Source organism: Bacillota bacterium (assembly GCA_024655925.1).
Lineage (GTDB): Bacteria > Bacillota > DTU025 > DTU025 > JANLFS01 > JANLFS01.
Window position 1 is genome coordinate 1 of the sequence record JANLFS010000054.1, and the last position, 21,056, is coordinate 21,056.

Below are 21,056 nucleotides of genomic sequence, written 5' to 3' on the forward strand. Positions count from 1 at the left end.
GGAGCTATTGAGAACAGGCAAAGGCGTCTGCAGGAAACGGTGGGTTGCAGCGCCGAAGGGCATGTGAGCCATGTGTACGCCGAACGCATGTCCAGCCGCCCGGCGTCATGGTCGGAGACTGGAGCGGACATCATGGCCAGGCTGCGGGTCATGATGGCAAACGGCGAATCGGTCAGCGGCTATGTCTTGACTCAGTTAGCGCGATCTCTACCCGCCGTTCGGCTGGATCGTAAGCGCGCTCAGGAGCTCCGCTCGGGCATGAGGGCAAAGGTGATAGCGGCTGAAGGGTGCCTTCGCGAACAGCTCGGCAACGTGCCCGTGCTGCGAGGCAAGACCAGTCTCGCCGCCCTGGCGCTCAGAGGCCTTCGAGACTGTATGGCGATTTGATTGGGCGCGGGCAGAGTCCCGGAGATCCTCTGCGCTCCATAGGCGTCAGCGAGCTGTAAATGCGGGAACGCTGCACAAACACAAGGCAGCTGAGTAGGCTGGCACGCCGCAACTTCATACAGGATCAACGTTCCAGCGCTACGGAAAGGCTCTTCAGCTCTTCTTCCCTACTGTGGATTGACGCGGTCACAGCCGCGCGGCGAGTTGTCCTCACCAATCCTGAGTGGTATAATACGAACTCGGTTGGGATCGGGCTCAACAGGGAGGTAACCGGTTTGGCGAAGTATGTTTTTGTCACGGGTGGAGTTGTGTCGGGGCTCGGGAAAGGCATAACCGCGGCTTCGGTCGGCAGGTTGCTCAAAGCCCGCGGTGTGAGTGTCAAGGTTCTCAAGTTCGACCCCTACATCAATGTCGACCCTGGGACCATGAGCCCCTACCAGCATGGGGAGGTCTTTGTGACCGAGGATGGCGCGGAGACCGACCTCGACCTTGGGCACTACGAGAGGTTCATGGATATCAACGTCACCCGCGACAACAACGTGACCACCGGGACGATATACTCCTCCGTCCTGTCGAAGGAAAGGCGCGGCGATTACCTTGGCGGCACAGTCCAGGTGATCCCACACATCACCAACGAGATCAAGGAGAGAGTCACACGGCTCGGGCAAGGCGGCACTGATGTCGTCATTGTTGAGGTAGGGGGCACAGTCGGGGACATCGAAGGCCTTCCGTTCCTCGAAGCTGCTAGGCAGTTCAGGCGGGAGGCGGGCCGTGAGAACGTAATGTATATCCACGTGACCCTTGTTCCCTTCGTGCGCTCTGTCGGGGAATTCAAGACCAAGCCCACCCAGCATTCGGTCAAGGAACTCAGGAGCATCGGAATACAGCCAGACGTCATCGTGGCCCGATCAGAGCGCCCGCTCCCACCTGAACTCAAAGCCAAGATCGCCCTCTTCTGCGACGTCAACCCAGAGGCTGTCATCTTCAACCCCGATGCAGATTCCATCTACGAGGTCCCACTCATACTCGAACATGAAGGCCTGGATGACATAGTTGTGAAGAGACTCGGACTCAACTGCGGTGAGGCCGACATGAGTGAATGGCGCGCGATGGTTTCCAGGCTGAAGAAGCCCAGGTGCGGCGTGAAGGTCGGCCTTGTCGGCAAGTACGTGTCCCTTCCCGATGCCTACCTGAGTGTGGTTGAAGCCCTTCGCCATGCCGGGATCGAGAACGAAGCCGAGGTCAAAGTCGTGTGGGTGGACTCCGAAGCAATCGAATCCGAACCTGACTTGGAGTCGGTGCTCGGCCGCGTCGATGGCATCCTTGTGCCTGGAGGGTTCGGTTACCGCGGAGTCGAAGGGAAGATCATCGCCGCGGGTTATGCTAGGCGCAACCGAGTCCCGTTTCTCGGGCTTTGCCTGGGAATGCAATGCGCTGTGATCGAATTCGCGCGCCACGCCTGCGGACTCACCGGGGCGAACAGCACGGAGTTCGACGAGTCCACGCCTTATCCTGTCATCGACCTCCTTCCGGAGCAGCGTCTCGTGGATAAGAAAGGCGGCACGATGAGGCTCGGCCTCTACCCGTGTGCCCTGGAGCCCGGGTCCCGCGCGGGTCGAGCCTACGGCGACAGCTTGGTCCGCGAGCGCCACAGGCACAGGTATGAGATGAACAACGACTATCTTTCGATCATGACATCCCATGGCATGCGTTTCTCAGGGATCTTCCCAGAGAAGGGGCTCGTTGAAGTGTGCGAACTCGTCGACCATCCGTGGTTTGTAGGAACGCAGTTCCACCCAGAGTTCAAGTCCAGGCCCCAGAGATCTCATCCACTCTTTCGCGACTTCGTCGCACAATGTATTGAGTACTCCAAATCGAAGCTATCCTAGCGGTTCCCAGGCATGATTTGCCGCAGCGGGGAAAGAATTGTGTTAGGTCTTTCCCCCTGGAGGAATCCGCGCCCCGACGGCGAATCAGGCGGGTATCGAACCTTCGTACTTCTTCGACTACACCGATACCCTCAGTACACCACATCACCATGGTAGGCCTATGAATGCCCATCCAAGACATACTGTGCGTATACTGACGCGCGTGGTGAAAACGCGCAGGGTTCCTCTGTATCTCGCGCCTCAGTATCCCCGAAAGGATGATGCCCACAAGATGAATATCGCCGAACTCGAGAAGAAAACCGTGCCCGAGCTCCACGACATTGCCCGCGAACTCGGCATCCCCGGCCACTCCCAGCTCCGCAAGCAGGAATTGACGTTCGAGATCGTCAAGGCAGCTCTGCAGAAGGAAGGGGCGTTGTGGGCGGACGGAGTGCTCGAGATCCTCCCCGAGGGATTCGGTTTCCTTCGAGTCGGAGGACTAACGCCAAGCTCAGATGACATCTACATCTCTCCCTCGCAAATCCGGAGGTTCAGCCTGCGGAAGGGGGACATGGTATCGGGGCAGGTGCGTCCCCCCAAGGAAGGTGAGAAGTACTTCGCATTGCTCCGCGTGGAGGCGGTCAACGGCGTCGACCCTGACCAGGCTTCAAGGAGAGCGCACTTCGAAGACCTGATCCCTGTCTATCCTGATGAACGGTTAAGGCTTGAAGCCGATGCGAAGGACGTTCCCACCCGCCTGATCGACCTCATCGCTCCCATCGGCAAAGGCCAGCGCGGCCTGATCGTCTCCGCACCCAAGGCAGGAAAGACCACGATCCTAAAGAAAGTCGCGAACAGCATAACCCGCAACCACCCCGAGGTCCTGCTCTTTGTGCTCCTGGTCGACGAGCGGCCAGAGGAAGTGACTGACATGGAACGCTCGGTCACGGGCACAGTGGTCGCTTCCACTTTCGATCTTCCCACTTCAAACCACATTCGTGTGGCTGACATGGTCTTGGAGCGTGCCAAGCGCCTCGTCGAGCACGGCAGGGATGTGGTGGTGCTCCTCGACTCCATCACCAGGCTGGCCCGAGCCTACAACCTTGAGGAGCCCCCGAGTGGGCGTACGCTCTCGGGCGGTGTGGACCCGGCGGCTCTCCACCATCCCAAGAGGTTCTTCGGCGCCGCCAGGAATATCGAGGAAGGCGGCAGCCTCACCATCATCGCCACGGCGCTGATCGAGACTGGAAGCCGTATGGACGATGTGATCTTCGAGGAGTTCAAGGGCACCGGCAATATGGAACTCCACCTTGACCGCAAGCTCTCCGAACGAAGGATCTTCCCATCAATCGACGTCAACAAGTCTGGCACTCGAAAAGAGGAGCTTCTCCTGTCCAATGAGGAACTGGAGACTATGTGGGTGCTTCGCCGTGCCATGAGCAACATGGGGTCCGCGGAGATGACTCAACTCCTCATCGACCGCATACAACATACTAAGAGCAATGCGGAGCTGAGCGGCATCATTCTCAAATCTCAGTTTGCGGAGAACCTTCGAAACTGGCAGGCTTCGAGCTAGCTGGCATATAGTAGTGGCAAAGGATATAGATAGGTGATATAATATAAGAGTTGGAAGCAGACGCCCCCAATTCGGAGATGGGTGGCAACCGGGGGGGAGATAGTTGCGGGCAAAGCGAATTGCAGCGGTATTGTGTACCCTTGTGGTCATATGCTCGTGCTCTGCCCTGTCATCGGGAGCTGACCCGTTCCAGGAGAAGGCCAGCTTCTCCATGGAGTTGGCCAAGGGGTCGCCCAGGTACTCACTCCTCCAGAACATCCTGCAACGGAGCTGGACCATCTTTCTCGCGGCCTTCGGTGCCGGCGCCGACACGATCTCCCAGTGGAACAGCGGCATAGTCGCTCGGCCGGTTCCCCAGACTGTGCCGGAGATCCCTCTCGCGTCGCCTGCATCCCGGACCAGCCTGGCGTCTGTGCTTCCAACGAAATCCCCATCCAATCCCGAACCCAACCCCCAACCCGGAGCCACCGTGATCTCTCATGTGGTGGCGAGCGGCGATACCATCTGGGCGCTCGCGAATCAATACGGTGTGACGGTAGACACTATCCTCTGGGCCAACTCAATTCCCGACCCCAGCAGGCTCCGAGTGGGCCAGACCCTCAAGTTCCCGTCGGTGCCTGGGGTCATCCACACCGTGGGCAAGGGCGAGAGCGTGTGGTCCATCGCCAAGAAGTACGGCGTGAGCGGGGAAGAAATTGTGCGGACCAACGCCCTTGCGAACCCGGATTACCTCCAGTACCAGCAGTCTCTGATCATTCCGGGGGCGAGGCCTCAGGATGCGCGCGGCACCGCGCTGGCCTCCCGCGGGGCCCAGCCATCCCGGTCGTCGTCGGGAATTAGCTTTTCGTGGCCAGCCAGGGCCCGCATATCTTCTTACTACGGTTGGCGCTGGGGCCGGATGCATTCAGGGATAGACATAGCCGTGTCGACGGGAACCCCGGTGCGCGCGGCTGCAGACGGTCGAGTCTCCTACGCCGGCTGGCTCGGGGACTACGGCAAGCTCGTGATCGTGGATCACGGGTACGGGTTCCAGACCTACTACGCCCACAACTCCACTATCACCGTATCGCCGGGGGAGTGGGTCTCCGCTGGCGAGCGGATCGCGCTTTCGGGGAACACCGGAAGGTCCACCGGTCCCCACGTTCATTTTGAGATTCGCCGGGACGGCCGGGCTGTCGATCCCATGAACTACTTGAGGTAGGCACCCACTTATGCTTCATGTTGCCGTGTGCGACCGGGTGGGCCGGATATACCGCAACGAGAACGCACGGGCCGCCGGACGGAGCGGGCGGCTCTTCTCTGAACTGCTTGACTCCGACGTGATACCTCTGCCCGAAGGTTCAAGCCTCATGCGCCTACCAGATCGGGCTGCCGTGGGAATCGAGCCCAAGACGGGTGAGTTCGTGCGGGCGGAGCCGGGGGATGCAGTCGCGGCCCTTCTCCCTCAAGGATACACCAGGACCTTCCTCCCTGCGTACAGTGGACGGGCCGAGAGCCCACGGCTGCCCTTGTTTGGGTATTCCGCCGTCGCCTTCCGAGACGAGGAACTCGTTGTAGCCGCGATTCGCACTGACGAGCGGGACACCTGGAACCCCATCCACTACAACCTCCCTGAGCTTGCCGGGCTCATCGAAGCTGCGCTGGCTGAACACCCTGCGAACCGTATCCTCAGGCAACTTGCCGTATGCGCGTCAAATTACCAGTGCTTCACAGCCCAGAACATCTTCTACAGGCGCTGGGAGGGCGGAGTTCCGGTGTCGCCGAAATGCAACTCCAACTGCATCGGGTGCATCTCGCTCCAACCTTCAGAGTGTTGCCCTTCCCCACAGCAGAGGATCGACTTCGTTCCCACGGTGGATGAGATAGTTGAAGTCGCCCTCCCTCATCTCGAGCAAGGGGAGGAGGCCATAATAAGCTTCGGGCAGGGGTGCGAAGGAGAACCCACTCTCCAACACGAGACCATCGCAGAGGCTGTTCGGGCCATCCGCTCCCGGACTGACAAAGGGACCATCAACGCCAACACCAACGCTGGGAACACCGAGGCTATCCGGAACATCTCAGACTCAGGTATTGACTCCCTACGGGTCAGCCTGGCAAGCGCAAGGCCGGAGTACTACGATAGGTACCACATGCCCAAGGGGTTCGGCCTTCCCGATGTGGAGCAGTCCATCAGGCTCGCCCGAGAGAGAGGGGTATACGTGTCCCTGAATTACCTGGTATTTCCCGGGTTCTCAGACCTCGAACCTGAGGTCGAAGCCCTGGCGGACCTGATCGAACGGACTGGAGTCCAGATGATCCAGGTTCGGAACCTCAACATAGACCCAGAAGTCTTCGCAGACCTCATGCTTCAGCCAGCAGACGACCGGGACGATGGCCCGGAACCCGTTGGGGTTTCCGCTATGATCGACCACATTCGAGACTGCTCCCCCGAGATCGTGATCGGCAGTTTCAGCCTACCGGTGCGTAACTCGCGGGGTTAATCCCGGCGAGGACTAACCCATGCACCTTATGACACAGCCACATGATTTTGATCAATATTGACCTTAATCCTCTCAATGGGTAGTTGCGTTTTTCCGCGGAAAGAGTATCATATTAGCTGTAAGGTCAAATATGGTCAGAACCAAGCGTCCCATGAACGGGAGAGGCGGTATGAACAACCTCACGGACTACATCGAAAGCTACATCAAGCTTCTCCTGGAGCGCGTCGATGCCGATCCCCTGGAGATCCAAAGGCGTGAACTCGCGGAGAGGTTCCGTTGTGCTCCGTCTCAGATCAACTACGTGCTTGCCACGAGATTCTCCCCGGAGAGAGGCTACTTCGTCGAGACACGTAGGGGCGGCGGGGGATACATCAGGATTTTCCGGGTTCGAGCACGTTCACGCGAAAGCCTCATCGAAATGGTGCACCGGACTGTTGGGGAAGCTATCGACCGTAAGGCGGCTGAGGACCTCCTCATCCGGCTCGTCGACACGGGCGCCCTGGACGAGCAGAACGCGAACTTCATCCGAGCCGCAATAGCCAGCCATGGCTATGCACTCGAACCCGACATAGAGAGGATCGTTCGCGCCCGCGTGCTCCGCACAGTCCTTCTGTTCATGCTGACTCAGTCCCGAGAAGCCTAGTGCCGGGAGGGATTCAAATGCTCTGCGAAGTGTGCCAACAGAGGCCAGCTAATGTGCATGTGACGAAGATCATTAACAGCGTCAAGACCGAACTCCACCTGTGCCAGCAGTGCGCCAGAGAGCGAGGGGAGCTTGACGCTTTGGAGGGGCCGAAGTTTGCGTTCTCGAACCTCCTGGCTGGCTTGCTCCAGAGCGAACCGGCCTTCGGGATTCCGGTAGGGATCTCGGGAGGTGGCAGGCGCAAGTGCGAGACCTGCGGCCTTGAGTATACGGAGTTCATGAACACAGGGTTCTTGGGGTGCTCGGACTGCTATTCCCAATTCGCGGGGAGACTTGGGCCGTTGATCGGCAAGATCCACGGGCACACGCGTCACACGGGCAAGGTGCCCAGGCGGACGGGCAAGGCAGTCAGGGCCCGCCAGGAACTGGAGTCGCTCAGGAAGGAACTGCGCATGCTCATCGAGGCTGAAGAGTACGAGAAAGCCGCGCTGGTCCGCGACAGGATCAGGGCAATCGAGAAGTCCAACCAGACCGGGTTGACCGGGGGAGACGACGGGAGGCAGGCCTGATGGGCACGAACAGGCGAGGCAACAAGGACTCCGCCCTTTGGATGGTGGGAGAGGGTCCCGAGTGCGACATCGTCCTCTCGAGCCGGGTGAGGCTGGCGAGGAACTTGGCGGGTGTTCCGTTCCCGCACACGGCAGGCCCTGAACAGCTAGAGGAAGTGGTGTCGCGGGTGCGGAAGGCGATTGAGTCCACTCCCGCGATTGGACCCACTGAGATCCTGGTTTTGTCCGAGATACCGATGGTTGAGAGGCAGCTGCTCGTAGAGGAGCACCTGGCGAGCCCTCAGCACATCCAAGACCCAAGGAACAAGGCGATAATCCTCAACAGAGACCGGTCTGTGAGCATAATGGTGAATGAAGAGGACCACCTGAGGATCCAGGCCATTCTCCCTGGGCTCCAGCTGGAGGAGGCTTTGCGGCTCTGCTCCGCGACGGATGATGCGATCGAGGAGACTCTCGACTATGCGTTCGATGAGGCCCTCGGGTACCTCTGCGCGTGCCCAACTAACGTGGGGACGGGGCTTAGAGCCTCTGTCATGCTGCACCTTCCTGCCCTGGCCATGGTGAACATGCTCGGGCAGGTGCTGGGGGCTGTCTCCAAGGTGGGCCTGGCGATCAGGGGTATATACGGCGAGGGAACCGAGGCCACGGGCAACCTGTTCCAGATCAGCAACCAGGTGACCATGGGCCGGGCCGAGGAAGAAATAGTGAGCCATCTGAAAGCCGTTGCCAAGCAGGTCATGGACTCTGAGCGGAACGCGAGGACCGCGATACTCACAGATGCGAGAGGGCAGCTCGAGGACAGGGTCTTCCGGTCTTTCGGGGTGCTGACGAATGCCAGGATGATCAGCTCCGAAGAGGCCTTGCGGCTTCTTTCCGACGTAAAGCTGGGCGCGAACCTCGGCCTCATAGACCATGTGCCGGGCACGATATTTACAGACCTTGCAGCCAGAATCATGCCGGCCCACATGCACAAACTCATGGGTAAGGAGCTTACCGCCTGGGAGAGGGACACCTACCGCGCCACCCTCATCAGGGAGAAGCTCATCTCCGGCAAGGGGGAACAGTAGATGTTCGGGTCATTCACTGAGAGGGCTCAGCGAGTCCTCTATCTATCCCAGGAAGAAGCCCGCAAGTTCGGCCACGACGTCGTCGGCACCGAACACATTCTGCTTGGCCTGGTGATCGAAGGCCAGGGAGTGGCGGCGCGCGCTCTTTCGAACATGGGGATCGAGCCGGACAGGGTCAGAAAAGAAGTGGAGAAGATAATCGGACGCGGGGAACCAAGACAGGTGGAGTCTGTGGGCCTTTCCCCCAGGGCCAAGCGTGTGCTGGAACTGGCAGTCGACGAGGCGCGGTCGATGGGCCACGGGTACGTTGGCACTGAGCACCTCCTCCTCGGGCTTATTCGGGAGGGGGAGGGCATAGCAGCTCAGGTCCTACAGAACCTCGGGGCTGAACTCGAGCGTGTTCGTGTGCAGGTCTTGGCCCTTCTCGGCGGCCCGCAGGGGCAGCCTGGGCGGCCAGAAGGGCAGGGACAGGGTGCCGCACGTGCCCAGAAACGCCACGGCACTCCCACCCTGGAGCAGTTCGGAAGGGATCTCACCGCCCTGGCCAGAGAGGGCAAGCTCGATCCCGTGATCGGGCGGGAGAAAGAGATCAACCGGGTGATTCAGGTCTTGAGCCGCAGGACCAAGAACAACCCGGTCCTGATAGGCGACCCGGGGGTGGGCAAGACTGCCATAGTCGAAGGTCTGGCCCAGAAGCTGGTCAAGGGAGACGTCCCTGAGCTCCTGCGCAATCGTCGCGTCCTCACCATGGACATGGGAGCTCTCGTCGCGGGGACCAAGTACCGCGGGGAATTCGAGGAGCGCCTCAAGAAGGTCATCGATGAGATCACTGGAGCGGGTGATGTCATCCTGTTCATAGACGAGATGCACACCCTTGTCGGGGCAGGGGCGGCGGAGGGCGCCATCGACGCCGCGAACATCCTCAAACCCGCGCTGGCTCGGGGGGAGCTCCAGTGCATAGGTGCGACCACGCTCGATGAATACCGCAAGCACATCGAGAAAGACGCGGCGCTGGAGCGGAGGTTCCAGCCCATCCAGGTGGGCGAGCCCAAGGTGGAGGAGACCATTGCCATACTCGAAGGGCTCCGTGACAGGTACGAGGCTCACCACAGGGTCAAGATCACCGACGAGGCACTCCGGGCGGCCGCGATACTGTCCGACCGGTACATCACTGACAGGTTCCTTCCTGACAAGGCCATCGACCTGATCGACGAGGCATCGTCCAAGGTCAGGCTGGCGGCGCACATGGCTCCTCCAGACCTCAAGAAGCTCGAGGAGGAGCTCGAGCGGGTTCGGACCGAGAAGGAGTCGGCTATCAAGAACGAGGAGTTCGAGAAGGCTGCCGAGCTCCGCGACCGCGAACAGAAGCTCCGGGAGCAATTGGACAACCAAAGGCAGGAGTGGAAGAACCAGAGGTACATCGAAGGTGCAGTCGTGGGCGAGGACGAGATAGCCGAGGTTGTATCCTCTTGGACCGGCGTTCCCGTCAGCAGGCTCGCTCAGACCGAGACCGAGCGGCTGCTGAAACTGGAGGAGATCCTCCACCAACGGGTGATCGCCCAGGATGAGGCGGTGACTGCGATCGCAAAGGCCATCCGCCGTGCGCGAGCAGGCATAAAGGACCCCAAGAGGCCGGTCGGTTCATTCATCTTTCTGGGGCCAACCGGCGTCGGGAAGACCGAGCTTGCAAGGGCACTGGCGGAGGCTTTGTTCGGAGACGAGGACGCGATGATCCGCATCGACATGTCGGAGTACATGGAGCGCCATACCGTGTCCAGGCTGATCGGAGCGCCTCCAGGATATGTCGGCTACGAGGAGGCGGGCCAGCTGACCGAGAGGATCCGCAGACGGCCGTACTCAGTGGTTCTCTTCGACGAGGTAGAGAAAGCTCACCCTGAAGTGTTCAACATTCTCCTTCAGGTCCTCGAGGACGGCCGGCTGACCGACGGGCAGGGTAGGACTGTCGACTTTCGAAACGCAGTCGTGATAATGACGTCGAACGTCGGAGCCACTATGATCGAGCGCGACACTGTCCTTGGGTTCAGAGACACCACGACCGAGGCGGACTCCTATGAGAGGATGAAGGACAAGGTCCTCACCGAACTCAGACGAACGTTCCGACCTGAGTTCCTGAACCGCGTGGACGAAGTGATCGTCTTCCACGCGCTGACCGAGGAACACATCAGGCGGATCGTCGATCTGATGCTCCGCGAGGTGCAGAGCCATCTCGACCCAAGGGGTATAACTCTGGAGTTCACGGATGCCGCCAAGGACTTCCTGGTCAGGGAGGGGTACGACCGGGAGTACGGGGCGAGGCCCCTCAGGCGTGTCATCCAGAGACTTGTCGAGGACCGGCTGTCTGAGGAAGTTCTGGCTGGCCGGGTGCGCGAAGGACAGCATGTCCAGATCGATGAGTCCGACGGGAATCTTGTATTCCGGGCGGGGGTCCAGTCAGCCTGAGGCGTGACGCGCCAGGGCACCGGGAGGAGATCCGGTGGCAAGGAAAGAGAGGGCGTTGTTTGTCTGCGGGGAGTGCGGGCATGAGTCGTTCAAGTGGATGGGGAAGTGCCCGGTGTGCGGTGGCTGGAACACCATGGCGGAGGTGTCAAACCCGGCCGGGGCGGGCAGCCGGACCGGGGTTGGCAGGGGCGCGGCCGGACGCCGCGGCGACGGCCACTTGGGAGCCGACCCCGTTCCGATCCCCGATGTCGATGAGGCGGGCGAGCAACGCGTCCCTACAGGCATCGGCGAGTTCGACCGGGTCCTGGGAGGGGGGATCGTCCCAGGTTCTGTCGTTCTCATAAGCGGTGACCCAGGAATCGGGAAGTCCACTCTTCTTCTGCAGGTATCCGACAGGGTAGCCCGGGCAGGGGAGAGAGTCCTCTACATCACAGGGGAAGAATCCGTCAGGCAGATAGGCCTTAGGGCGAGAAGACTCGGGATCCGCACCGGGTCTCTTCTGGTGATGGCCGATACAAACATCGTGGCCGTGGACGAGCAGATCCGAAGGATCAAGCCGGGACTCGCCGTCGTGGATTCCGTACAGACGATGGCGGACCCGGAGCTTGATTCATCGCCAGGAAGTGTAGCGCAGGTCAGGGAGGTCACCGGGCGTCTGGTGCGGGCTGCGAAGGAGGAAGGCGTGCCCGTATTCGTAGTCGGGCACGTGACGAAATCTGGAGCCATAGCGGGGCCACGTGTCCTCGAGCACATGGTCGACACCGTAGTCTACTTCGAGGGTGAGACACACCATGCCCACAGGCTAGTCCGGGCTGTCAAGAACAGGTTCGGGTCCACTGACGAGGTCGGAATCTTCCAGATGCGAGACGGGGGACTATTCGAGGTCGAGAATCCGTCGGAGGTCCTGTTGGCAGAGAGGCCCGGGGGTGAGGCCGGTTCCGCGGTCGTCGCAAGCGTGGAGGGAACTCGCCCCCTGCTAGTGGAGGTCCAGGCATTAGTGGCGAGGTCCTCGTCTGGGACTCCCCGGAGGACGACCACGGGCGTGGACTACAACCGCGCGGCGATCATCGTCGCGGTGCTCGACCGCAGAGTGGGCCTCTCGATAGGGTTCTATGACATCTACGTGAGCGTGGCAGGGGGAGTCTCGCTGTCGGAGCCTGCGGCTGATCTCGGCATCGCGACCGCGATAGCCTCCAGCTTCCGTGGAGTCCCAACGAGGCGCGCGACCGCGGTCTTCGGTGAGATCGGCCTCGCGGGCGAACTCCGGGCAGTGAACCGCGCTGAGCTCAGAATCGCCGAGGCTGCGAGACTCGGGTTCACCAGGTGCGTGATTCCATCCCACAACCTCCGCTCGCTAGAGCGGGATCAGAGGCGAGAGCTCGGCATCGAGGTCGTCGGGGTCGGGACTCTCAGACGGGCACTTGAGGAGGCCATTCGGGAGGTGTAGGCTATGATCTCCGACAGGCTCAAGAAGACTCTCCAGATGGTTGCCCCCGGCACACAGCTGCACGAGGGGTTGGAGAACATTCTGCGAGCTAGAACCGGTGGCCTGATTGTTGTGGGTGATACCCCCGAAGTGCTCGCGCTTGTCAATGGGGGGTTCCGGCTGGACAGTGATTTCTCACCCTTTGCCCTTTACGAGCTTGCCAAGATGGACGGAGCGATAATCCTGTCATCCGATGGAGAGAAGATTCTCTACGCGAATGCTCACCTGAACCCCGATCAGACCATCCCATCGCGGGAGACTGGCATGAGGCACTCCACTGCTGAGCGTGTCGCCAAGATGACGGGGCAGCTGGTGATCGCGATATCCCAGAGACGGAGCGTCATAACACTTTACTCCGGCCATACCAGGTACGTCATGCAGGACATCGGGGTTGTCCTGGCCAAGGCAAACCAGGCTCTTCAAACGCTGGCCAACTACAGGGACTCGCTGCAACGGGCTCTCACGGGCCTGACATCACTTGAGTTCGTGGAGGAAGTGACACTTGCCGACGTGGCCAGGGTGCTCCAGAGATATGAGCTCATGCGCAGGGTTTCTGAAGAAGTGGGCGGCTACATAATCGAACTGGGGACAGAGGGTCGGCTGGTGCAGATGCAAGCGGAGGAACTCCTCGCGGGGATGGCGGATGAAGTCTTCTTCGTAGTCCTCGACTACTCTGCCGATGGCTCACAGGCGGAATCGAGAAAGGTCCTGGAATCCCTGGCAGAGTGGGATTTCGACGACGTGCTGGACCTCGCGGCGATCGCCAGGGCATTGAGCCGGGGTTCAGGCGCCTCACTTGAACACCCGGTGTCTCCAAGAGGGTACCGGGCTCTCTCGAAAATATCCAGACTTCCCATGTCCGTGATACAAAACGTGGTGGCCGGGTTCGGGTCGCTCAAGGCCATACGGGGGGCCTCTGTGGAAGAACTGGACGAGGTGGAAGGCATAGGTGAAGTGAGAGCGCGTGCGGTCAGCGAAGGTCTAGAGCGCCTGCGGGACCAGGCGATGACCTCTGCGACGCCTTGAGGTGGAACGGGCCGGCGGAGGGCGGGCGGGGACAAAAACGGAGGACCCCGTGCTGGGGCCCTCCAAAATCCTGGGTCCTACGTGGCGACTAGGTGAGATTGAAGATGCCGAGCATGGTCAGGCGGCTGAACTCCTTGGCCATGATCTCGTCGAGGTTCATGTCCACCAAAGCACACAGTGCCGCGAGGTAGAAAAGGGTCTGGCCGATTTCAGTTTCCAGTGCTTCCCTACAGTCGGGACAGAGGTCGCCGGACAGGTGTGAGTCCACCAGCCGCTTGATGTCAGAAAGCGCCACGTCCTCAGGAAACCTTTGACGCCTCGCGCTTACCTCGAGACAACCGCACGAAGTGACTGCTTTTGCCACGGCCCTGTTGGTTCTAGCGCTTGCTTCCTGGAATTTCGACATGACGTCGAGAATGCTGCGGTGGCGGATAAGATACTCCGAGACGGCGGACTGGAATTGCTCGCAGGACAACTCGGCCACCGACGTTCACCTCCAAATACGGCAGACGCAGGTGGTTTGGCCGATTTCGAATTCACTTCGATTATACGGTTGACCCATTGCCTTGTCAATGCGCCTCTGGCGAGAGCGAATTGACTGTGTTGCCAGCCAATGGTACAATTTCATCAAGTGCTCCGGGGAAGAGAGGATGACGGTGGTGTTCAACGTCGGCGATAAAGTGGTCTACCCCATGCACGGAGCAGGGGTAATCGAAGCGGTCGAGGAGCGCGAAGTCCTTGGCCAACACGATCAGTACTACATCATGAGGCTCCACGTAGGTGAGATGCGCGTCATGATTCCCCGAAGCAGTGTGGCCGAGGTTGGTCTGCGGCCGGTCATAGACCGGGACGAGGTGCCGAAGGTCTATGAGGTCCTTCGGGGAGAGCGTACTATGATGTCCCAGAACTGGAACAGACGATACAGGGCGAACATGGAGAAAATGAAAACGGGCGACATCTATTCTGTCGCCGAGGTTGTAAGGAATCTCGGACTGCGAGACCGTGAGAAGGGCCTATCCACGGGGGAGCGGAGGATGCTCGAGACGGCCAGGCAGATCCTCACGAGCGAACTGGCCATGGCAGAGTCGAGGCCAGAATCGGAGGTGGCAGCGGGGATAGACTCGATCCTGAAGGCGTGAGAACCGCCACATATCCACCGGGGTTTCCGCGGATACTAGGTCAGAAGGCAGTGAGGTTTCACTGGCCTCCGACAAAGGCGGAGGTGAATTGGCTGGTGCTTCAAAAGTTCATACGGGTGCTGATGCTCGGAGCGGGTGTTGCCGTTGGGTACGTGAGCTTCATTCTGATTCCCGACAGTCTCATGGCCCCAGCGGGGAGCAGCGCAGGCACTAAGACCCTCATCGGCATGATGGCGGGCGGCGGCCTTTTAGGATTCTTTATCGCCCCCGTGTTCACGCGCAAGGTGCTCCAGATCGCCCGGCAAGCAGACTCACATCTCAGGCGGGTTCCCATGAACGAGATCGTGGCGGGAGCCCTCGGTGTGATCGTTGGCCTCATCATCGCAAATCTTCTTGCGATCCCCGTCGCCTCGCTCCCCATAGTCGGCAGCTACCTTGGAATCGTCTTGAACCTGATGATGGGCTACTTGGGTCTTTTCATAGCGGTACGAAAGCGCGAAGACATAATGTCACTCGTCGGGGTGATTCCCCGGGCCGCGGAAGGGGCACGTGTCGCTGCACGAGAAAGAGGCGGCAGAGCTCTGCCGGCAAAACCTCAGTACAAGATACTGGACACAAGTGTGATAATCGACGGGCGCATCGCAGACATTGCGAAGAGCGGGTTCATTGAAGGCGTCCTCATAATTCCCGGATTCGTCCTTGAAGAGCTTCAGCACATTGCGGACTCATCCGATGTCCTGAAGAGGAACCGCGGCCGGCGGGGCCTGGACATCCTGAACAGGATCCAAAAAGACCAGAACGTCAGTGTACAGATTGTGGACAAGTATTTTGATGACCCTGAGGTCGACACGAAACTCATAAGGCTCGCCAGGGTCATGGACGCGAAGATTCTCACCAACGACTTCAACCTGAACAAAGTGGCCGAACTGCACGGAGTGCGGGTGCTCAATATCAACGAGCTCGCCAACGCGTTGAAGCCAGTGGTGCTTCCGGGCGAAGAGATGATGGTCCACGTGATCAAGGACGGCAAAGAGTCCGGGCAAGGCGTAGGCTACCTGGACGACGGGACCATGGTTGTCGTGGACGGCGGGCGAAGATACATAGGGGACTCCGTGGGTGTGCTGGTTACAAGTGTCCTGCAGACCTCGGCTGGGCGGATGATCTTCGCGAAACCGAAAAGCCTTGATCGTGCGGTATAAGGAGGATTCGCCCGTGGGATCTCCCCATGTCTCTGTGGTGGTGGCCGCGGCCGGGATTGGCCGCAGAATGGGCGCACTGATTCCCAAGCAGTACCTTTACCTGGAAGGCCAACCTGTGATCGCACACACTCTCAAAGCCTTATCAGCGTCCTGGCTCGTGAACGAAATCGTGGTCGCGGTCCCGCCCGCGGATGTGGAGATGTTCGAGAGGGATATCATCAGACGATACTCCCTCTCTTCGCTCTGCCATGTAGTGGCGGGAGGCACTGACAGGCAGAAGTCGGTGCGGAATGCGCTTGCGGCCCTCTCGGGCGTAAACGAGATAGTCTTGGTGCATGATGGAGTAAGGCCTTTCGTCACCGCTGAAGAGATACACTCGGTGGCGCGGGCAGCCATGGAGCACGGGGCAGCGACTCTCGGGGTATGTCCGAAGGAGACCGTCAAGCAGATAGATATCTCGGGATTCGTCACAGCCACCCCGGACCGGTCCTTCGTGTGCCTCATCCAAACCCCTCAGGCATTCAAACTGTCTGTATTGCGTGAAGCTCACGATGTTGCAGAAAAGGACGGGTTCATTGGAACCGACGACTGCACCCTCGTGGAGAGGTTGGGACTGCCGGTCAAAGTCGTGGAGGGGTCGTACGAGAACATCAAGATCACAACTGCGGACGACCTCGAGTTCGCGAGGTTGCTGCTGATGAGGAGAACCGGCTACCAGGAGAGAGAGCGAGTTTGATCATGAGGGTAGGGCACGGCTTCGATGTCCACGCCTTCGCGGAGGGACGGGACCTGATCCTGGGGGGAGTCCACATTCCCTACGACCGGGGCCTTCTCGGCCACTCTGATGCGGACGTACTCACCCATGCTGTGTGCGACGCCCTGCTCGGGGCGGCAGGCCTCGGGGACATCGGCAGGCATTTCCCTGACAGCGACCCTGCGTACTCCGGCATATCCAGCCTGGTGCTTCTGGAGCGGACCGCCCAGATGGTCCGCCTTCAGGGTTACGAGATCGATAACGTCGACGCCACCGTCGTGGCTGAGTCCCCCAGGATCTCCCCACATGCCCGCGAGATGGCCGAGAAGATCGCGCGGGCTCTGTCAATCTCTCCGTCTTATGTTAATATCAAAGGCAAGACCACCGAGGGCCTCGGGTTCACCGGCAGGGGCGAGGGAGTGGCAGCCCACGCGGTAGTGCTTGTACACCGGCGTTCGGAAGGCACCTGCGGATAAGGCCGCCGCAGCCCGAGCCGTGAGCCCGCGGGCAGATGAAGGGAGAGGCTGGCGATGGCCATCAGAATCTACAACACCCTCACCAGGCGCAAGGAGGAGTTCGTCCCGCTCGCGCCGGGGAAGGTCGGGATATATAGCTGTGGGCCGACGGTCTATGACTACTTCCATATAGGAAACGCCAGGGCGTTCGTGGTTCCCGACGTAATCAGGCGGTACCTGGAGTACCGGGGCTACGATGTGACCCTGGTGCAGAACATCACTGACATTGAGGATAAGATAATCCGGCGGGCCGCGGAGCGGGGCGTGTCCACCCAGGAGATCGTGGACGAGTACACGCAGGCATTCTATCTGGACCGGGATGCCCTGGGCATACGGCCGCCCAACATACAGCCCCGGGCGACAGAACACGTAAGGGACATAATCAAGATGATCGAGGTATTGATCGAACGGGGGCTCGCGTATGCTTCCGGAGGCGATGTCTACTACGACGTATCCGAGTTCCGAGAGTACGGCAAGCTCTCAAATCAGAACCTCGACGACCTCAAAGCCGGGGCCAGGGCCGAGGTCGGCGAGTCCAAGGACGCCCCGCTCGATTTCGCGCTGTGGAAGGCCGCCAAGCCGGGGGAGCCCGCGTGGGAGAGTCCCTGGGGTCCAGGGAGGCCCGGGTGGCACATCGAGTGCAGCGTGATGTCGTCAAAATACCTTGGTGAGACGTTCGACATCCACACCGGTGGGGTTGACTTGGTGTTTCCCCACCACGAGAACGAGATCGCCCAGAGCGAGGGGGCGTCCGGCAAGCCTTTCGTGAGGTACTGGGTGCACAACGGGTATGTGAACATTGACGGCCAGCGGATGGGGAAGTCTCTTGGGAATTTCAAGACTGTCCGTGACATCCTCAAGCAGTACCCCGGGCGAGTGGTCAGGTACTTCTTGATTGCGAACCACTACCGGAAGCCCATCAACTTCAGTGATGAGGAGCTTGGGATGTGCGCCAGGGCTTTGTCGAGGCTCGAGGACGCAGTGGCGAACGCCGCCCACGCAGCCGGGCTGAACCTGGGTAACCTGGATGCTGTCCGGGCCGCTGCCGGCGGCGCTGATGCCGGGGTGCTGGCGGGAGGCCCTGGGTCAGAACCGGCCGATAGCACCTCGGGCGCAAAGGGCCTGGAGCGGGCTGTGGAGGACGCGCGGAAGCTGTTCGAGGAGTCCATGGACGACGACTTCAACACCGCCGGAGCGATGGCTGCCCTCCACGACCTTGCTACCGGCATCAACACCTACGTGAATGAGAAGATGCCGGGCGACCCAGAGCACGTGGGTCGGGCTGCCGTGGCCCGCGCGGTGTTGGCCATGCTCCAACTCGGAAACGTAATCGGTGTCCTGGAGCCCGAGGCGTTCGCGCAGGCCATAGGCGGAAGCGGCGCCTCCGCCACCTGCGCAGACGAGCGGTCGGGGTTGGTCTCTTCCCTTATTGATCTGCTCATAGAGGTCCGGACAGAGGCGCGAGCATCGAAGCACTACTCGATGTCCGACAAGATACGGGACCGGCTGGGCGAGCTTGGGGTGATCATCGAGGACACACGTGACGGGGTGAGGTGGAAGTTTGCCGCTAAGTGAGGGTGCGATTGCGGAGCTATCCCCACTCGTCCTGGCCTACGTGGGGGACGCGGTCTGGGAGCTCTTCATCAGGTCCACTTTGGTGGAGGAAAAAGGCACGAACACGCACGTGTCCGCGCTCCACAGGTTCGCGGCTGCCCGGGTGAACGCGGACACTCAAGCGAAGCTCACAAACGCCCTGCTTGCGCGTCTCACTCCTGAGGAGCAGGATGTCGTGAGACGTGGCAGGAACACCCGGCCCGGCCACTCAGCGAGGAGCACGGGCCCGGGCGAGTACCGGCTGAGCACCGGATTCGAGGCCCTGCTTGGGCACATGTTTCTCTCAGGTAGGACCGAAAGGCTGGACGAGATTCTCAAAGCTGCCCTGGATCTCTGCGAGGGGGGCGCGGGCGCAGGCGGGACGGGGGAGACCACAAGCGGTGAATGACGGCAGGATCTATGGGCGCAGGCCTGTCCTGGAGGCGCTGGAGGCGGGGCGGGAGTTCAATCGAGTCCTGATTGCCCGGGGGAGCGCTGGATCTCTCGGGCGGGTGGTCGCGCTGGCCCGGGAGAGGGGCATTCCTGTTCAGGAAGTGACGAAAGATGCCCTCGACCGGGCCAGCGGGGGCGGCAACCACCAGGGCGTGGTGGGGTTCGTGTCGCCGCTCCAGTACGTCGATGTAGCGGATGTGGTGGCGAAGGCCCGCGGGGCGGGCGAGGACCCTTTCCTCGTCGTTCTGGACGGCATAACTGACCCTCAGAACCTCGGCTCCGTCATCCGAACGGCAAACGCCGCAGGGGCGCACGGGGTGATCGTGCCCGCTCGACGGGGCGCGCTGGTGAGTCCGGCTGTGGTGAGAGCGTCGGCAGGCGCCACCGAGTACACGCCGGTTGCGAGGGTGACCAATCTCGCGCGTGCCATAGACTTTCTTAAAGAGGAAGGCTTATGGGTTGTGGGAACCGACCCCGAAGCGGGGCACTTCTACCATGAACCCGATCTGACAGGCCCTCTCGCCGTCGTCATCGGAAGCGAGGGGGAAGGGATCTCGAGGTTGGTCCGGGAGAAGTGCGACCTCCTGGTGGCTATCCCAATGGTGGGCAAGGTTGGGTCCTTAAACGCCGGCGTGGCCTGGGGCGTACTGGCCTACGAGATCTTAAAGCAAAGGAGCAGGGCGCGGTTGTCTCAATAGGAATGGAGGGATTTGGGACACCCGGAAGTACTATTTGTACAAGACATACCGAGGTGTGCCGGCACACAGGACATCAAAAGGGGACGTGCGGTGAAGAGTCCCAGGTGATATGGGCGAGCATGGAATCGGCGCGCCCGGGTCGCTTGACGGGATTCGACACGCTGATGTATAATGGCCTTGGTTTTCAGGGACAACCTGACATTACAATCCTTCCTGGACCAGGCTCCTCTGCTCTCTTCCATGAATCCCGCCGGGGGTGATCATTTCAGCGGACTTCCGAACGGACTCTTCCTCTTTTGAAAAGCTTCTGGTGTCGGGAGGGGACGCAGTTGAGCGTTAACCTGCATATGGAAGTCGTCGTAGCAGGCCAGGTAGAGCTGGCTGACGAGCAGATCGTGGAGCATGCGAGGTGCGGTGACCGGGCGGCCGAGGAGTTCCTGATCAACAAGTACAAGAACTTCGTGAGGGCAAAGGCTCGTTCGTATTTTCTGATCGGAGCGGACCGTGAGGACATCATCCAGGAAGGCATGATAGGTCTGTACAAGGCGATCAGGGATTTCAAGTCCGACAAGCTTGCTTCCTTTCGCGCGTTTGCTGAACTTTGCATAACCAGGCAGATCATCACTGCCATCAAGACTGCCACCAGGCAAAAGCACATCCCGCTCAACTCCTATGTGTCTCTGAACAAGCCGATTTACGATGAAGAGTCAGACCGCACTCTTCTGGATGTTCTTTCGGGCAACAAGATCACGGACCCTGAGGAACTCGTGATCAGTCGCGAGGAATTCGTGGACATCGAGAGCAAGATGGGCGAGTTCCTGAGCGACCTGGAATGGAAAGTGCTCAACGCCTATCTCGACGGCAAGTCCTATCAGGAGATAGCTGTCGATCTCAAGAGGCACGTCAAGTCCATCGACAACGCTCTTCAGCGCGTCAAGCGGAAGCTCGAACGATACATAGAGAAGCGGAACGAGTGAATAATGGCGCTTCTCTGCATTGGTAGGATTCGATGGATGTGTGCCGAAGTACTAATGGGCCGCGGATGCCCCGAGTGAGACGAGTCGGGCCCGCGGCTTTCGCCATCTTGGCAGACTCTTTTTCGGGGACTCACTAATGGAGGGGGGGACCTCCAGAGTCATGGAG

Annotated in this window: 20 protein-coding genes; 19 read left to right on the forward strand and 1 reads right to left on the reverse strand. The window is 60.3% G+C overall.

Annotated elements, in window-relative coordinates; all coding sequences use genetic code 11:
• Positions 1 to 39 precede the first annotated feature (39 nt).
• From NUW23_09480 to disA, 11 genes are all read left to right on the forward strand, one after another.
• Positions 40 to 387 (forward strand): UPF0236 family protein, encoded by a 348-nt coding sequence (locus tag NUW23_09480; GenBank protein MCR4426403.1) that lies wholly within the window; start codon positions 40 to 42, stop codon positions 385 to 387.
• Positions 388 to 662: 275 nt separating this feature from the next.
• A complete protein-coding gene (locus tag NUW23_09485; GenBank protein MCR4426404.1) occupies positions 663 to 2,276 on the forward strand; it encodes a CTP synthase in 1,614 nt (537 codons plus the stop codon).
• A 271-nt stretch (positions 2,277 to 2,547) separates the two neighbouring features.
• Positions 2,548 to 3,831, forward strand: coding sequence for a transcription termination factor Rho (rho, locus tag NUW23_09490; protein ID MCR4426405.1), 1,284 nt, complete (start codon positions 2,548 to 2,550; stop codon positions 3,829 to 3,831).
• A 103-nt stretch (positions 3,832 to 3,934) separates the two neighbouring features.
• Positions 3,935 to 5,032: a peptidoglycan DD-metalloendopeptidase family protein gene (locus NUW23_09495; GenBank protein MCR4426406.1), complete on the forward strand. Its 1,098-nt coding sequence runs from the start codon at positions 3,935 to 3,937 to the stop codon at positions 5,030 to 5,032.
• A gap of 10 nt (positions 5,033 to 5,042) precedes the next feature.
• The gene (locus tag NUW23_09500; protein ID MCR4426407.1) at positions 5,043 to 6,311 is read left to right on the forward strand and encodes a radical SAM protein; all 1,269 of its coding nucleotides are present in this window, start codon (positions 5,043 to 5,045) and stop codon (positions 6,309 to 6,311) included.
• A 169-nt stretch (positions 6,312 to 6,480) separates the two neighbouring features.
• On the forward strand, positions 6,481 to 6,954 hold the full coding sequence (locus tag NUW23_09505) for a CtsR family transcriptional regulator (GenBank protein ID MCR4426408.1): 474 nt from the start codon (positions 6,481 to 6,483) through the stop codon (positions 6,952 to 6,954).
• Between the two features lie 17 nt (positions 6,955 to 6,971).
• Positions 6,972 to 7,523 carry a UvrB/UvrC motif-containing protein gene (locus NUW23_09510; GenBank protein MCR4426409.1) on the forward strand — a complete coding sequence of 184 codons (552 nt, stop codon included), beginning with the start codon at positions 6,972 to 6,974 and terminating at the stop codon, positions 7,521 to 7,523.
• Positions 7,523 to 8,590, forward strand: coding sequence for a protein arginine kinase (locus tag NUW23_09515; GenBank protein MCR4426410.1), 1,068 nt, complete (start codon positions 7,523 to 7,525; stop codon positions 8,588 to 8,590). Before NUW23_09510 ends, NUW23_09515 begins: the two co-directional genes overlap by 1 nt.
• On the forward strand, positions 8,591 to 11,050 hold the full coding sequence (locus NUW23_09520; GenBank protein ID MCR4426411.1) for an ATP-dependent Clp protease ATP-binding subunit: 2,460 nt from the start codon (positions 8,591 to 8,593) through the stop codon (positions 11,048 to 11,050).
• A 34-nt stretch (positions 11,051 to 11,084) separates the two neighbouring features.
• Positions 11,085 to 12,497 carry a DNA repair protein RadA gene (gene radA, locus NUW23_09525; protein MCR4426412.1) on the forward strand — a complete coding sequence of 471 codons (1,413 nt, stop codon included), beginning with the start codon at positions 11,085 to 11,087 and terminating at the stop codon, positions 12,495 to 12,497.
• Between the two features lie 3 nt (positions 12,498 to 12,500).
• Positions 12,501 to 13,562, forward strand: a complete 1,062-nt coding sequence (gene disA, locus NUW23_09530) for a DNA integrity scanning diadenylate cyclase DisA (GenBank protein MCR4426413.1) — start codon at positions 12,501 to 12,503, stop codon at positions 13,560 to 13,562.
• Between the two features lie 88 nt (positions 13,563 to 13,650).
• On the opposite strand, the gene NUW23_09535 is transcribed toward disA, so the two are convergent.
• Complete coding sequence (locus NUW23_09535; GenBank protein MCR4426414.1) at positions 13,651 to 14,046, reverse strand: DUF1573 domain-containing protein; 396 nt, start codon at positions 14,044 to 14,046, stop codon at positions 13,651 to 13,653.
• A gap of 175 nt (positions 14,047 to 14,221) precedes the next feature.
• On the opposite strand from NUW23_09535, the gene NUW23_09540 reads away from it, so the two are divergent.
• The 8 genes from NUW23_09540 (at position 14,222) to sigH (ending at position 20,890) form a co-directional block, all read left to right on the forward strand.
• Positions 14,222 to 14,701, forward strand: coding sequence for a CarD family transcriptional regulator (locus NUW23_09540; GenBank protein MCR4426415.1), 480 nt, complete (start codon positions 14,222 to 14,224; stop codon positions 14,699 to 14,701).
• Positions 14,702 to 14,796: 95 nt separating this feature from the next.
• Positions 14,797 to 15,900 carry a PIN/TRAM domain-containing protein gene (locus NUW23_09545; GenBank protein MCR4426416.1) on the forward strand — a complete coding sequence of 368 codons (1,104 nt, stop codon included), beginning with the start codon at positions 14,797 to 14,799 and terminating at the stop codon, positions 15,898 to 15,900.
• Between the two features lie 13 nt (positions 15,901 to 15,913).
• Entirely contained in the window at positions 15,914 to 16,636 is a 723-nt protein-coding gene (ispD, locus tag NUW23_09550; GenBank protein ID MCR4426417.1) for a 2-C-methyl-D-erythritol 4-phosphate cytidylyltransferase, read from the forward strand.
• Positions 16,636 to 17,130 carry a 2-C-methyl-D-erythritol 2,4-cyclodiphosphate synthase gene (ispF, locus tag NUW23_09555; GenBank protein MCR4426418.1) on the forward strand — a complete coding sequence of 165 codons (495 nt, stop codon included), beginning with the start codon at positions 16,636 to 16,638 and terminating at the stop codon, positions 17,128 to 17,130. The genes ispD and ispF overlap by 1 nt, the downstream gene beginning before the upstream one ends.
• A 54-nt stretch (positions 17,131 to 17,184) precedes the next feature.
• Positions 17,185 to 18,744 (forward strand): cysteine--tRNA ligase, encoded by a 1,560-nt coding sequence (cysS, locus tag NUW23_09560; protein ID MCR4426419.1) that lies wholly within the window; start codon positions 17,185 to 17,187, stop codon positions 18,742 to 18,744.
• Positions 18,731 to 19,171: a ribonuclease III gene (locus NUW23_09565; GenBank protein MCR4426420.1), complete on the forward strand. Its 441-nt coding sequence runs from the start codon at positions 18,731 to 18,733 to the stop codon at positions 19,169 to 19,171. The genes cysS and NUW23_09565 overlap by 14 nt, the downstream gene beginning before the upstream one ends.
• The gene (rlmB, locus tag NUW23_09570; protein MCR4426421.1) at positions 19,164 to 19,913 is read left to right on the forward strand and encodes a 23S rRNA (guanosine(2251)-2'-O)-methyltransferase RlmB; all 750 of its coding nucleotides are present in this window, start codon (positions 19,164 to 19,166) and stop codon (positions 19,911 to 19,913) included. The genes NUW23_09565 and rlmB overlap by 8 nt, the downstream gene beginning before the upstream one ends.
• Positions 19,914 to 20,260: 347 nt before the next feature.
• A complete protein-coding gene (gene sigH, locus NUW23_09575) occupies positions 20,261 to 20,890 on the forward strand; it encodes an RNA polymerase sporulation sigma factor SigH (GenBank protein MCR4426422.1) in 630 nt (209 codons plus the stop codon).
• Positions 20,891 to 21,056 lie beyond the last annotated feature (166 nt).